This is a genomic window from Paenisporosarcina quisquiliarum (genome assembly GCF_043641925.1).
Taxonomy (GTDB): Bacteria; Bacillota; Bacilli; order Bacillales_A; family Planococcaceae; genus Paenisporosarcina; species Paenisporosarcina quisquiliarum_A.
The window spans coordinates 54,994-70,106 of sequence record NZ_JBHZRU010000012.1; the positions used below are offsets into that span (position 1 = coordinate 54,994).

The following is a 15,113-nucleotide window of genomic DNA, read 5'->3' on the forward strand; positions in this document are numbered from 1 at the left end:
AACTTTTTTCATTATAGTTTTTATTCAAATAATTGTCACTCTTTTCATTTTCAAAACACAAATGTCTAATTTCATATCTTGCCAATCTTTGACGGACTCGTCATAATAGCACTAATTATATGAAACGAGAGTGAGCTTTTGCGAAATTTAACCCTGCAATCTAAAATTTTTGTTTATGGTGCTCTTTTTGTTACAGCCATTTCTTTATTAATAGGAACTTCGTTTTATTTCACCATGTCAGAAAGTATTGAACAGCAAATAGGAAATCGAGCGCTTAACATTGCTGTGACAACTGCCAGCCGACCTGATGTTGTTGGTGGTTTTGAATCGACTAATCCGTCAGATGTTTTACAACCTATTGCAGAAGAAGTTCGTAAACTTACTGGTGCAGAGTATGTCGTAATTGGGAATACTCAAGGCATTCGGTATGCCCATCCAGTACCAAAGCGAATTGGACAAAAAATGGTTGGAGACGATAATGAAAGAGCTTTAGTAAAAGGAGAAGCCTATATATCTGAAGCAACCGGTACACTTGGCCCTGCTTTAAGAGGGAAAGCTCCAATAAGGAATTTGGAAGGCAAAATAATTGGGGTAATATCAGTTGGATTTTTAAAAGATGATATCTCTCATACTTTTTTTAGTTATGTAGATTCCATCATCACCATCGTTTTAATCGCCATTTTACTAGGCGTGATTGGATCTTCTATTCTTGCTAGAAGTATAAAGAAAGTGCTTTTCAATTTAGAACCAACTGAGATAGCCCACCTTTTCACGGAACGTAATACGTTAATCGAATCCGTTAGAGAAGGAATTATTATGGTAGATAAAGATGCACGAATTTCTATGATTAATAAAGCAGCTTTTGACATGCTATCCATTCCTGAAAATACGTATCTAATTGGTCGTCGCGTTGAAGAAATATTGCCAAATACTCTTCTTCCTCAAGTTTTAACGACTGGAGAAAAACAGTTTGACAGAAGTATGCAAATTCGAGGAAAAGAAACAATTGTAAACCGCATACCTATATTAGTTGGGAATGAAATTGTTGGAGCTGTATCGAGCTTCCGTTTACAGGCAGATTTCAATCAATTGACAACAGAATTATCACAAGTTAAGCAATATACGGAGGCATTGCGTGCGCAAACACACGAATATCAAAATTTCCTTTATACGATTAGTGGCCTCATCCAATTAAATTCGTTAGAAGAAGCACTCCATCTCATTCATGATGAAACTGAAGAGCATCAGTCTCTGATTCATTTTGTAACCAAAAGGCTACAAGACCCTTACTTAGGAGGTCTTGTGATTGGATTATTTAACAGGGCTCGTGAATTAAAAGTTCGTTTTATTTTAGATGAGGATAGCCAGCTGAATAGTTTGCCCAAACATTTGGAAAAAAGCTTATTTGTATCGATTATTGGCAACTTAGTAACGAATGCATTTGAGGCAGTAGAGCACTTAGAAGAGTCTGAACGAATCGTACGTTTGCTGATCTCTGATAATGGAAATGAAATCTTATTGGAGGTGGAAGACTCTGGTGATGGTCTTAGCCCAGTCATACAAGAATTTATTTTCAAATCACGTGTTTCAACAAAAGAAGGCCAAGATCGCGGATATGGATTAATGAAAGTTTCTAGCGATATTAATGATTTAAGTGGTGTGTCATCGATTGAAAAAGGCGATTTAGGTGGTGCTTTGTTTATCATCTCGATCCCAAAAGGAGGTTTTTTGCATGACGGAAGTCATTGAAATTTTAATTGTTGAAGATGATCTTCGAATTGCTGATATTCACCGTCGCTTTATTGATAGAATTGAAGGTTTTGAGGTTGTTGGATCTGCTCACACAGGTGTCGAAGCGAAAGACTGGATTTCAGCATTGAAACCAGACCTGATCCTTCTTGATGTCTATTTACCTGACATGATGGGAACAGAACTTTTGTCATACATACAAAGAGAGAGTCCAGATTCAGATATTATTTTTATAACAGCAGCATCTGAAGTTCACGTTGTAAAACAAGCTTTTCGAGGTGGCGTTTTCGACTATATATTGAAACCTCTTACGTTTGATCGTTTTCGAGAAAGTTTGGTCTCCTATAAAGAAAAAAGAATCACTCTTTCAAGCTCTGGCCATTTAGAGGAAGAGTCGATCCACCTGTTATGGAACCAACAAAAAACCGTCCTCCCTTCTGAAAATTTATTTACACCAAAAGGGATCGACCCCAAAACAATGGAAAAGGTACTTTTCCACTTAAGTGAGCAAACGAGTGGCATAACAGCTGAAAAGTTTGGTGTGATAAGTGGACTGAGCAGAAGTTCGTCCAGACGTTATTTGGAGTATTTAGTTTCAGAAAACCAAGCATCAGCGGAATTAATTTATGGCACAATTGGTCGACCCGAAAGACGATACTTCCCAAAAACCTCGTGAACAATATGAACAAAATGGATAGAATGCCTTTTATTCCACTTATGACCCAAAACATTGAATTGTATAAAAGTTCTGATAAATTGATGACAGCGCTATGAAAGCGCTGTCTTTTCTATTTCATTCGAGGGGGAAATGATTTATGTGGAAAAAATTATCGACAGTTGCACTTGCCAGTTCTTTGGTATTGAGCTTAGCAGCATGTTCTTCAGAAGGAAATGAAAGCGCTTCATCCAACTATCCTGAAAAAAGCATTACGATTGTAGCACCTTCTGGAGCTGGTGGCGGATGGGATTTAACGGCTCGCTCTATTGCCAAAACAATGAGTGATACAAAATTAGTTGATGAATCTATTATGGTTGAAAATAAACCTGGTGGCGGCGGCGCTGTTTATATGGCAGAGTTTGCAACGAAGGAAGTAAAAAATGATTATGTACTTATGGTGAAATCACCACCGATTTTAATAAATAACAATAAAGCTGAAGGCAACAGTCCTTATGGATACAAAGATACGAAACCTCTTGCTCAATTGACACGTGACTATGGAGCTATCGTTGTTCAAGCAGACTCAGAATTCAAAACATTAAAAGATGTTTTAGATGCAATTAAAGCGGATGCAACAAAGGTAACGTTAGCTGGTGGATCAGCACCTGGATCAATGGATCATTTAGTTGGGATTTTGCCTGCCTATGAATATGGAATTGATCCAAAGTCGGTTAAGTACGTTTCTTATGATGGTGGCGGTGAAGCAATTGCTGCTCTACTAGGAAACAATGCGGACGTTATTGCAACAGATGCCTCAACAATCGCTGAATATGTGAAATCTGGAGATGTTCGTGTTTTAGCAGTTAGCTCGGCAGATCGTTTAGAAGGTGAATTAAGTGAAGTGCCAACGTTCAAAGAAGAAGGTATCGATGCTGAATTCACAATTTGGCGCGGACTATTCGGTCCTAAAGACATGTCTGATGATGCATTTGAATTTTGGACAAATAAGTTAGATGAATTAGTAGAGACAGATGAATGGAAAGCTGAACTTGAAAGAAATGGTTGGCAAAGTGAATATCGTAATGCTGAAGACTTTACGACTTATTTAGAAGATCAAGACAAAGTAATCGTTGAATTATTAACAGCCTTAGATATGCAAAAATAAAGCTCAAAGCGCTACTCTCACACGATACTGACGAGATGAAATGAATCATCCAGTTAGTGAAAATGAGACTGGCGTTTGAAGCTAGACAATACTATAACGGTGGCTCTATGAGTCGCCGTTTTCCTCAGGAGGTGAAGAATAATGAGTAAAACGTTCGATCGAATTGCGGGTATCGTCTTTTTACTGATTGGTCTTTTATTTGTGATTGAAAGTCGTTCAATCTCACAAAGTGCTTACGGTTCTTCAGTGGGACCTAATATTTTCCCAATGGCTCTAGGAATTATCCTACTTTTGCTAAGTATTAAGTTACTTTTTGAAACCATGAAATACGAACATGTGGAAGCTTCTAAGGAACCTCTTCAATATATGAAATTCGTCATTATTTTCATCAGCGCTGTTGTATATGCAGCTGTTTTGGAACCACTTGGTTATGTAATATCAACATTCATTTTTTTAGTGGTTGCATTTCAAACGATGGAACGTGGGAAATGGATTAGCACGATTCTCATCGCGAGTTTCTTTTCTCTCGGTGTGTATTACTTTTTTGCAGAGTTTCTTGGAGGATCATTACCTGGATTCCCAGAGTTTTAAAGTGAAAGGAGTTTTGGTATGACTACGTTAGATTTTCTATTTAATGGATTTACAGTCGCTTTCCAATGGCAGAATATATTATTTGCTTTTGTTGGGGTATTAATTGGAACAGCAGTCGGTGTCTTACCAGGGATTGGTCCAATGAGTGGTGTAGCTCTCTTAATTCCTGTTACAGCAACACTCACTTCTGGTATGCCTACAGAAGCTGCCGCCGCAAGTTCTATTATTTTACTTGCAGGTGTTTATTATGGAGCAATGTATGGAGGATCCACTACCTCTATTCTATTAAATACTCCTGGTGAATCATCTTCTGTTGTCACAACGCTCGATGGTTATCAAATGGCTAGACAAGGTCGCGCAGGTGCAGCTCTATCCATTGCTGCGATTGGTTCCTTTGTAGCGGGCATCGTTTCATTAATCGGATTGGTTTTATTAGCAGAACCACTGTCAAATGTGGCACTTAAATTTGGACCTGCTGAATACTTCTCATTAATGCTTCTAGGACTAGCAGCAGTTAGTGGATTAGCTGGAAAATCAATGACCAAGGCGTTAATCATGACGGTTTTCGGATTGTTACTCGCTACAATTGGAATTGATGCTGTTTCAGGGATTGCTCGTTTTACATATGATTTACCGATTTTGTATTCTGGACTTGAGTTTTTAACAATTGCCGTTGGTTTATTTGCACTTGGAGAGGTCTTTAAAACAATCATTGAGCGCGATAAAGAAGATGGTGCCATTGCTAAAATCGAACGGATTTTGCCAACTAAACAAGATTTAAAGGATAGTGCAAAACCAATTGTTCGTGGCTCACTACTCGGATTCTTCATAGGTGTTTTACCGGGAGCTGGTGCAACTCTAGCCTCCTTCTTCTCCTATATAGCTGAGAAGAAGTTTAGTAAACATCCAGAAAAGTTTGGTACAGGCGCAATCGAAGGTGTAGCTGGACCCGAATCAGCAAATAATGCCGCTTCAGGTGGAGCAATGATTCCTTTGTTAACTTTAGGAATTCCGGGATCCGGAACGACGGCTATTCTGATGGGTGCACTCATTATGTACAACATCCAGCCAGGACCTTTATTATTTGAAGATCACCCCGAAGTGGCTTGGGGTTTAATCGCTAGTATGTTTATTGGAAACTTAATGTTATTGGTATTAAACATGCCACTTGTGAAAGTATTTGCAAAAATTATACAGACACCTAAGAAATATCTATTACCGATTATTGTTGCGATATCTTTCTTTGGCGTATATGCCGTTCAATATACAACATTCGATTTGTACTTATTACTTGCATGTGGTGTATTTGGTTATTTATTAGCAAAAAACGATTATCCTTTAGCTCCACTTGTATTAGCTCTTGTTTTAGGGCCGATGATTGAAAACAATATGCGTCGAGCATTAACCATTTCGAATGGAGACTTCTCCATTTTCGTTATGAAACCAATGTCACTAATATTTATCATAGCTGCAGTTGCATGGCTAATTATCCCGCTTATTTTAAAACTTAAAGGTCGAAAAGTTATCATTAATGATGAAGAATAATCAAAAAAAGAGACTGTCCCAAAAGTGTTAAAAACACTTAAAGGCAGTTTCTTTTTTAATGTAGGCATCTGATCAAGGTGATAAAATTCAAACAGAAAAACAGGTAGCGAAAAACGACTCTATTTTCACTACCTGTTTTAATTAATGACTGTTATACTGCCACTTAAACAATATTTAATTTTAAGCTTTTTGGTAATTCAAATCCCACGTATACCCATACTTGTCGACTACTTTTGCATATTTTGCTCCCCAAAATGTATCTTGAAGCTCCATCGTTGCACTTCCATCGGTTAGCAATTCGTCATATAAGCGTTTTATTTCCTCTTCTGATTCACAACCAATCATTAATGCAACATTTGTAGATCCCGCGTCACCTGGTGTATGTGAATCAGCTAACATCAAATCAAAGTTTCCATTCGATAAATGACAATGCATTAGTAAGTCATTTGCTTCAGGAGGTGTTGGGAAATCGCCATCACTATACTTCATCATGCCTTCATTTTTTAAATCAAAAATACGCTCATAGTAAGACGCTGCTTCCTTGGCATTACCGTAAAAAGTTAAATAAGGTGTAATTGGTTTCATTGAAGAACATCCCTTTCATCAATTAATAAATCATACGTATATATGATTCGTTAACTGTTTAGAAAAGCCTTCTTATTTTTGAATTTTTTTCATAAGTCGTCAAAGCCATTATCCTGAACATTTATTTTTACGTATTGCCTCGATTTCTGTTCGAAGAAATCAGTCTTACCTAAATCAACTTCTTCGTATGCTTTAATCCATTTCAAAGGGTTTTTTCGATAGGTAGGAAAAGGCCGATCACTCTTTAGTTGTGCACATCGGACATTCGCGTAAAAGTAAATATAGGATTCCACTTCCTCCACATCAAGTCCATCGATTTTATTTCCAATGATTTCACCGGCCCATTCGATTTCAAGCTCAGCTGCTTCTTTAAATATTCTCTCTACATCTCTTTTTCTCTCCACCGTATTCATTTCTGGATATTCCTCTAATAATTCCAAATAGATTTTGACAAATAAATCGACGTGAATTTGCTCATCGCGATTAATGTAGTTAATCATTGTACTTGTTCCTACCATCTTTTGGTGTCGCGCCAAATGATAAAAGAAGGCAAAACCTGAGTAAAAGAACAATCCTTCTAGAACAACGTCATAGACGATGGCTGTTAATAAAGAATCGACATTCGGTTGATTGGTGAATTCTTCATAACCCTTCATCACGAATTTATTGCGTTTATGCAAAACTGGCTCCGTACGCCAAAAGTCAAATACACGATCTTGCTCTGTTTTTGCCACTAAACTAGACAATACATATGAATACGAATGATTATGAATTACTTCTTGTTGAGCTAAAATAATCATCAAGGCATTCAAGCTAGAATCCGTTAAGTAATCGGCTACCTTCCCTGCAAAATCTGTCTGTATGCTATCGAGCAGAGCGAGTAAGCCAATTATTTTCAAAAACGCTTCTCTTTCTTCATTCTTTAGTAGTGAAAATTGTTTTACATCGGTTCCCATATTGATTTCAAATGGGGTCCAGAAATTACCCAGCATACGTTTGTACTTTGGATACGCCCAACCAAAACGTACATCATCCCAGTTTAATACATTTGAGGAGGACCCATTCACGATACCTGTCGACCGATTTGGTGCTTCAATATCCATGAGCTTTCGCTTAATAATCGTCGTCATTTCTCTTTCCCCCTTAGCTTGAACAAGATTCACATTCGAGTAATTCAATTGACGTTGACCGAACATAGTAAGTCGTTTTTAATCCACTTTTCCATGCATCCATATGTAAATCGAGTAATTCTCTTGCTTTGATCGAATTTTGTACATAGAAATTCAAAGAAATTCCCTGGTCAACATGTCTTTGTCTCGCTGCATTTTGTTTTAACGTCCAATGTTGATCTATAAAATAAGCTGATTTGTAAAACCAAGTTGTTTCTTTATTCAAATCAGGAACCGTCACTGGAATTTTGTAATCCTTCTTTTCTTCCGAATAACTTTTTTGGAAGATTGGATCAATGCTAGCTGTGCTGCCAGCTATAATGGAAGTCGTTGAGTTTGGGGCTACAGCCATTAAATAACCATTTCTCATCCCGTTCATTGCAACTTCGAAGCGCAAATTTCTCCATTTACTTGACGTGTACCCTCTATTTTCAAAATAAGCTCCCGTATGAAAATCAGATCCTTCAAATAATGGATAAGAGCCTTTTTCTTGAGCCAATTTCATCGACGCTTGAATCGTTAAATACGCAATTTCTTCATAAAGGACATCTGCAAACTCAACCGCTTCATCCGATTCCCAGCGAATGCTCTTTAGTGCAAGTAAGTGGTGCCAACCAAATGTCCCTAACCCAATTCCACGATACCTGGCATTTGTTCTCTCTGCTTGAGGAACAGGAATCATGTTTAAATCGATGACATTATCCAGCATTCGAACTTGAACATCGATTAATCGTTCTAACATACCTGCGGGTACTGCCTTACCTAGATTAATAGATGACAAATTACACACCACAAAATCTCCAGGTTTTTTTCTAGTTATAATTACATCATTTTCAATCGTAATGGATTCAAATACTGTTGCACTCATATTTTGCATAATTTCTGTACATAAATTACTGCTGTAAATCATACCTTTATGTTTATTTGTATTACTTCGATTCACTTCATCTCTGTAAAACATAAACGGAACGCCTGTCTCAAGTTGGCTTCTCATAATTCGTTTTATCAAGTCGATTGCAGGAACTATTTCACGAGAAAGTCTTGTATCATTTACACACTCTTCATATTTCTTTCTAAACGTCCCTGCTCCTTTTGTTTCATCAAAATAATCTTCTAACGAATAGCCCTTAATTGACCTGATTTCATGTGGATCAAATAATACCCAATCCTCTCGAGCATCTACTTTCTCCATAAAAATATCAGGTAAACAAACCCCCGTGAAAATATCATGTGCTCGTTGCCTTTCATCTCCATTATTCAATTTCAAATCCAAAAAAGGCAGGATGTCTTTATGCCAAATATCTAAATATACAGCAATTGCTCCTTGACGTTGACCGAGCTGATCGACACTTACCGCTGTATTATTTAGTTGCTTGATCCAAGGTAATACACCACTTGATGCCCCTTTGAACCCACGAATGGATGAGCCCCTGCTCCTTACTTTCCCCATATAAATGCCGATTCCGCCTCCATATTTCGAAAGGGTCGCTACATCCGTATTGGAATCGTAAATTCCTTGCAGGCTATCATCCACCGTGTCAATAAAACAACTAGATAATTGCCCATGAGGTTTTCCTGCATTTGAAAGTGTAGGTGTAGCAACCGTCATGTATAAGTTACTCATAGCCCAGTAAGCTTCCTTGACCTTTACAAGTCGATTCTTTTTCTCGTTTTGCATTAAAGTCATTGCAATGATCATCCACCGTTCTTGAGGCAATTCAGCAGGTGAATGATCAAAGTTTCTTGCTACATATCTGTCCATTAACGTTTTCAAGCCGATGTATGTAAAAAGCTTGTCCCGCTCTAAATTAAGACATAAGCCAAGTTCAACAATCTCTTCGTTCGAATATACTTGTAACAACCGCTCATCATACAACCCATTGCGTATTAATTGAGTAACTTGCTCATAGAAGTAATCGTAGACATATTGCGTACCCAGATTTCGCATCTTCCCAATCACTTCGTAAATGTGGTGCAAATATATTCGCGCAGCAACAAAAGTCCAAAATGGCTCTTCTTCATCCAGTTGACTAAGTGCTTCGAGAACCATTGCCTTTGCCCATTCTTCATCTGTTCCCGTGGGGTTCCTTTTTTCCCATTTCGCATGTGCACGTTCTAGAGGAAGTAATTTTTCAAACCCATATTCCTCATTTAATTGGTCAAGTACCTCTTCTTTAATCGAAAATAATTTTTGCAAAAGAACCAAGCTCCTCTCACTAAACCTTTTAACACAATAATCGAAAGCACCACTTGCTTCAGTACATTCGTATAAAAAAAGCGATAGCTCAGCCTCTTCGGCTGAGCTATCGCTCAAAATTAAGTAAATGGAATTGAGTCAAAAAAGTTAAATAAGGGAATGGAAATCGCCTTATAACTAGGCTCGCTTCCACTCCTCAACCCCCGAAGAAAGTGTTGCTTATCCGAAAAAAGGCAGGTCTCCTGGCTCGTGCATCTTCCTCCTGTTACCCTTCCCGTGAATTTTCACAGTGGATGTGTAACATTTGTCCGCACTTACAGTTGCGGGGACAGCTTCGGCATTGACCGAATTCCCTTTTAAACCATACATGGTACCTTTTTTCGTTTGCATACTATATATTGTGTGTGTTTGTGGATTAAATCTACCATATTGTGTTTCATTCGTAAATAGTTAATTATTCATGTAACCGATTCGGCTTCTAATTCAGAAAGAAAATACGCACTGTCTTCCTCTTTTACTATACTTTCTGCGTCTAGTTGAATGGCAAGTTCCCGGTCCATATTCTCTTGTTTAATTGTCATATTAAATGTTCTCCTGATTTGTTGATTTTTTTGTGTTTTTATCATGATACATGCGCTCATCCGCTAGCATATATAGTTCATCATAATTCTTTCCTTCATTTGGATAGTTACTTATACCAACACTCGGTACAATTGGAATAAGGTCGTCATCTATAATTAATGGATTGATTTCGAATAATGCCTTCAATCTAGATATGATGAGTTCATCACTTGGGAATGTATCCAAATCATCTATCGCGAGAACGAATTCATCTCCCCCGAGTCTTCCCACGATTCCTGTTCCTCCGACAAATTGTTTTAAGATATTCGCCGTCACTTGCAAAACTTGATCCCCCACATGGTGTCCATAAAAGTCGTTTATTTCTTTGAAATAATCTAAATCGATCAGACCAAAATAGGCTGGCTTGTCTGGATTATCCGAAATATATTGTTCAGCGAATCTCACAAAAGCGCCTCTATTTGCAACTCCTGTCAGTTGGTCATAGTTAGCTACATATTCTAATTGGTCCATTGTTTTGCGTTCATTCGTGACATCACGCGCAGAATAGAAATAGGCAACTTTTCGATTTTTTATAAATCGTTTTCCATCAACTAGTAAATGATGAAGACCCAAATCGTTTCCAAAATCAACACTTAAGGGAAATTCATGTATACCATCAGTGTTTTCGAGCATATTTTTAAACTTTTCCATGTGTTCTTCCACATGATAAAAGTGTATGATTTCTTCAAATGACATTCCTATTTTTAAATTAAAAATCCTGGAAGGCTCATTCCAATCTGTTAATTCCCAATTAGAATTAAAAATTAGGATATAGTTGGATTGCATGTTGAACAAAGTCTCATATTGTTTATTCATAGGTGACAAAAAATTATATTTGTACATGCTATAAACAATTCCCCATCCAATGATTAGACCAATAAACTGGTACGGTTTTGGCGGCAAAATGTCATGAAAAGCTGGGAGACCCAGTATTAAAATCAATAAAATTGATATGCCCATCACCTTTGCTAAAAAGGTTAATAACTGGCGGTCTTGTGTGGTGTGTGTTCTTTCAATTCCTTTTCTTAACATCCAGTAGAATGGGATTAAAAATAAGCTACTACCAATTAAAGCGTAAAAACTAGCTTGATCTTGTCCAAAATAAATCCATACTTCCTGAACATCGAGTGGCTTTTCTAAATCCGTTCGCTCAATAAATAAGGCAATTAAAATCCCTGCTACTAATGGTATATAAAATAAAACAGGCAAACTCGATGCTTTCCGATCGTCGTTTCCTAAGGATACTTTCCAAAAAAAATGAAGGGCAAAAGAAAGAGCTGAAATTCCTACTGGTGTAGACACATATGTTTCAATTGGCACGCTATATTCCTCTGGAAGGAGATGTCGAATAAATTCGGACATATACAATATGGTGAACGTATTTAAGAGAGCAAACCCTAGCCAATGCTCGATATTGTTAATATTTCTTGTAAGAATGACAAACGAAAAAGCAAGCATTAGTGCAGCCGGTACAATGTAAGTGATGAAATAAATTAAAATATTTTCGAGTTCCATCACCATCACTCCCTATTAGTTTGAATTATCTGACTATTTACTCATAGTATACTTCAATTTGTAACCTATGTCCTTTTTTAATATTCTTTTTCAAGTTGTTGAAACTAGGAGTTTAGAAATAGAAAAAGACGACCATTTCGGTCGTCAAGAACTGTATATTATTAAAAAATGTTGATTTCCATTGCGCCGGACGCTTTCCGGGGGCACTTCTTTAGCTTCTTCCCTCGCTGCGCTCAGTCCAGGGTCTAAAGTTCGGGCTATTCCCCCAGGAGTCGCCGCCTCCATTCCATTCAACAGAAATCGTTGTTAAATATAATATTGTTCTTTTTGCCCAAATAAGGTTATACACATTTATAGTCGTTCTATAAAAGAAGAAATAAGTGAAACGTCAAAGTCATTCCATCTTTAAAAAACACCTTTAATCGATTCTGTGAGAATATTTGTATACTAACTTACGAGCAAAGTGGCCCGCTAGTTCTGAAGACTCCTACGGAAAAACGAAAAACGCTAGACCCCACAGACACAAACGTCAAAGACAGCTTGTGCTGAGGGGGCTAGCGTTTCGTCCGTGGAAACGAAAGAAATAGCCAACCACTTTCATTTTCAATCAAGTGGAATAGATAAGATGACATTTTTTATTGTGATTCTTTCTATTCTTCTATTTTCTTCAGTCTGAGCAGACCATTTCGGTCGTCTTTTTTACTTACATAATGATAATGACAAATAGGATAGCTGCTAATACCAAACGATAAATCGCAAATGGCGTTAATTTTACGCGCTCGATTAGCTTCAAGAAGAACTTAATTGAAATGAGTGCAAATACAAAAGCACTAATAAATCCGACAATGTAAAATGATAAATCATCTGGGTTAACATGCTCCCAGTTTTTAAATAAGGATACAAAGCTTGCACCAAACATAACTGGAACTGCCATAATGAAGGTGAAATCTGCAGCTGTTCTATGACTTAATCCGAACAATACACCACCAGAAATCGTGGCACCAGAACGTGAAAAGCCTGGCCATAATGATAGACATTGAACAAGTCCAACTGAAAATGCTTGTTTATATGTTATCTGATCTAATGTCTTTGTTTTAGGATCTTTTGGTCCATATTTATCTGCAATAAGCATTAAAATGGCACCAATAACTAAGCCAACTAGTACTGTTTCTACTGAAAATAAATGTTCATCAATAAAATCTTCAAACAATAAACCAAATACACCAGCAGGAATCAATCCTACTAAAACGTGCGTAAGCTTTAATTGTGAACCTGGTGCTACGTCTTTCATTTTATATAGACCAACTAAACTGAATAAACGCTTCCAAAAAACAATAACTACAGCCATAATCGATCCGAGTTGAATCACAATTTTGAAAGTATTCGCTGAGTATTTCCCTAAAAAATCAGATGTTTTCAACCACATATCATCCACAATAATTAAATGACCTGTAGAAGATACCGGTGCAAACTCGGTCATTCCTTCAACAAAACCTAATATTAACGCTTTTAGTAATTCTAATAATTCCATAATATCTCCTTATGCTCTTCTTTTTCTAAATTGCACATACCACCAAATGACAGCCAATCCCACGATGACAATCAGTACATACACAATATTTGAATACACATCCATTACGCCTACAATTGACTCCCAGTTATCTCCTACAGCTGCTCCAACTGAAACTAAAATCGTGTTCCAAATTAGTGTACCAACCGTTGTGAATAATAAGAATAAACCAAACTTCATATTAGACATCCCAGCAGGAATCGAAATCAGGCTTCGAATTAATGGGATCAGTCGGCAAAATAACACCGTCCAAATTCCATACTTATCAAACCATGAATCAGCCTTATGTATATCTGCTTTAGTTAAACGTAAGACTTTACCCCATCGGTCCACAATCTTTTCTAATCTTTTAACGTCCAATTGCAACCCAATCCAGTAAAGAATGATTGCACCTGCTACAGATCCAGCTGTTGATACTAAAATCACTCCAAGTGGCGTCATCGCTGATTGCGTGGTCATATAACCACCAAACGTCAAAATGACCTCTGAAGGAATGGGTGGGAAAATGTTTTCTAACATAATCAATAAAAATATGCCAATATAGCCGTACTGGCTCATAATATCCGTAATCCAGTTTTCCATGTCGAGCCCCCAACCGTTACCTAGTTTTTCTTCTTACTTATCGTAACAAGTTTATGTTGCTTTTCATACCGTTTCTTTAGAAGCAAATTTAACCGTAATCGACCATATTTCTGATCGAGAACCTAACCGAACAGGCGGACCCCAAAATCCAAAGCCTGAAGAAACAAAAGCATGCATCAAACCTTTATGTATATACCCATAATCTAATTCAAACAAACGACGTGTGAATAAATGATTGGGCCACATTTGGCCTAGATGAGTGTGTCCTGAAACGTGAACATCTACACCTAACTCTGAAGGTGTTTTCAAATTCAACGGAGTATGGTCCATAACAAACCAGGGATGCTTTGCATTTTCAGGCGCTAACTCCTGCAATGATTTTCGCTTTCGATTGGTTACATCTTCTCTTCCTGTTACATAGAACGCATTACCCACGCAAATGGTTTCATCTAATAACATCTGCACGCCTCCATCTTTCATTTCTTCTACTAATAAAGGAATTTTACGTCCATAGTATTCATGATTTCCAACTACCCCATAAATACCATATGTCGATTTCAGCTGTCTCATCACACTCGACATGCCATCTTTCACAAACCAAATCGGATCATCATCTACTAAATCACCAGCTAATAAGACGACGTCAGGTTTTTCTTTATTCGTCAAATTCACGAAACGCTGTAAATGCTTTTTATTGGACAATAACCCTAAATGAAAATCAGAAGCCATAATCAGTTTTAGGTCATTCAATTCAGTAGAAGCCTTTGTTAGGTGGATGGTTTGATGACGTACGACAGGTGAAAACGCATAGAAGGAACCTGCTACGAAAATCAGTAAGAAAATCGCTGCCACAACATTTCCGACCATAAACAATGTCTGTTCAGATGAATGAAATACATAAATAATCGTGGCAAGTGGGAAAAGAATCAACCCGTATTGCATCACAATAAACCAATACGAACCGATGATGGTAAATACTTTGAGTGAATGACTCACTCGACCAATCATATAACCAAATGAAATCGCAAACCAAATGACTGCAAAAAGGAGCGGATGAATAGACACGCCCCAAGTTTGCAACCAATTAAATGTAGCTAGACCGAAATAAAACACGATTAGTCCATAAATGACAACGATTGAAGTACCAATACTAATTCGTTTCATAC

The 15,113-nt window shown here is 37.4% G+C and carries 13 protein-coding genes and 1 riboswitch; of the genes, 5 read left to right on the top strand and 8 right to left on the bottom strand.

Annotation, left to right across the window (positions count from 1 at the left end; all coding sequences use genetic code 11):
* The first annotated feature begins 138 nt into the window (after window positions 1–138).
* The 5 genes from ACHUE4_RS10380 (at window position 139) to ACHUE4_RS10400 (ending at window position 5,708) form a co-directional block, all read left to right on the top strand.
* On the top strand, window positions 139–1,749 hold the full coding sequence (locus ACHUE4_RS10380; protein WP_394189693.1) for an ATP-binding protein: 1,611 nt from the start codon (window positions 139–141) through the stop codon (window positions 1,747–1,749).
* Complete coding sequence (locus ACHUE4_RS10385; protein WP_394189695.1) at window positions 1,733–2,425, top strand: response regulator; 693 nt, start codon at window positions 1,733–1,735, stop codon at window positions 2,423–2,425. Before ACHUE4_RS10380 ends, ACHUE4_RS10385 begins: the two co-directional genes overlap by 17 nt.
* Window positions 2,426–2,564: 139 nt before the next feature.
* Window positions 2,565–3,572, top strand: coding sequence for a Bug family tripartite tricarboxylate transporter substrate binding protein (locus tag ACHUE4_RS10390; RefSeq protein ID WP_394189697.1), 1,008 nt, complete (start codon window positions 2,565–2,567; stop codon window positions 3,570–3,572).
* A gap of 141 nt (window positions 3,573–3,713) precedes the next feature.
* A complete protein-coding gene (locus ACHUE4_RS10395) occupies window positions 3,714–4,163 on the top strand; it encodes a tripartite tricarboxylate transporter TctB family protein (protein ID WP_394189699.1) in 450 nt (149 codons plus the stop codon).
* 18 nt (window positions 4,164–4,181) lie between these two features.
* Window positions 4,182–5,708 (top strand): tripartite tricarboxylate transporter permease, encoded by a 1,527-nt coding sequence (locus ACHUE4_RS10400; protein ID WP_394189701.1) that lies wholly within the window; start codon window positions 4,182–4,184, stop codon window positions 5,706–5,708.
* Between the two features lie 180 nt (window positions 5,709–5,888).
* Here the strand turns inward: ACHUE4_RS10400 and ACHUE4_RS10405 are convergent, their stop codons facing one another.
* The 8 genes from ACHUE4_RS10405 to ACHUE4_RS10440 form a co-directional block, all read right to left on the bottom strand.
* A complete protein-coding gene (locus ACHUE4_RS10405) occupies window positions 5,889–6,293 on the bottom strand; it encodes a VOC family protein (protein ID WP_394189703.1) in 405 nt (134 codons plus the stop codon).
* Between the two features lie 89 nt (window positions 6,294–6,382).
* Window positions 6,383–7,423: a ribonucleotide-diphosphate reductase subunit beta gene (locus ACHUE4_RS10410; RefSeq protein WP_394189705.1), complete on the bottom strand. Its 1,041-nt coding sequence runs from the start codon at window positions 7,421–7,423 to the stop codon at window positions 6,383–6,385.
* Window positions 7,424–7,436: 13 nt separating this feature from the next.
* Window positions 7,437–9,659: a ribonucleoside-diphosphate reductase subunit alpha gene (locus ACHUE4_RS10415; RefSeq protein ID WP_394189707.1), complete on the bottom strand. Its 2,223-nt coding sequence runs from the start codon at window positions 9,657–9,659 to the stop codon at window positions 7,437–7,439.
* Between the two features lie 215 nt (window positions 9,660–9,874).
* A riboswitch (cobalamin riboswitch) is annotated at window positions 9,875–10,052 on the bottom strand.
* Window positions 10,053–10,117: 65 nt separating this feature from the next.
* Window positions 10,118–10,240, bottom strand: coding sequence for a hypothetical protein (locus tag ACHUE4_RS10420; protein WP_394189709.1), 123 nt, complete (start codon window positions 10,238–10,240; stop codon window positions 10,118–10,120).
* Window position 10,241: 1 nt separating this feature from the next.
* Window positions 10,242–11,795: a sensor domain-containing diguanylate cyclase gene (locus ACHUE4_RS10425; RefSeq protein WP_394189711.1), complete on the bottom strand. Its 1,554-nt coding sequence runs from the start codon at window positions 11,793–11,795 to the stop codon at window positions 10,242–10,244.
* A 703-nt stretch (window positions 11,796–12,498) separates the two neighbouring features.
* Window positions 12,499–13,326 (bottom strand): undecaprenyl-diphosphate phosphatase, encoded by an 828-nt coding sequence (locus ACHUE4_RS10430; RefSeq protein ID WP_394189713.1) that lies wholly within the window; start codon window positions 13,324–13,326, stop codon window positions 12,499–12,501.
* Between the two features lie 9 nt (window positions 13,327–13,335).
* On the bottom strand, window positions 13,336–13,947 hold the full coding sequence (locus ACHUE4_RS10435; RefSeq protein WP_394189715.1) for a DedA family protein: 612 nt from the start codon (window positions 13,945–13,947) through the stop codon (window positions 13,336–13,338).
* Between the two features lie 63 nt (window positions 13,948–14,010).
* On the bottom strand, window positions 14,011–15,111 hold the full coding sequence (locus ACHUE4_RS10440) for a metallophosphoesterase (protein ID WP_394189717.1): 1,101 nt from the start codon (window positions 15,109–15,111) through the stop codon (window positions 14,011–14,013).
* Between the last annotated feature and the right edge of the window lie 2 nt (window positions 15,112–15,113).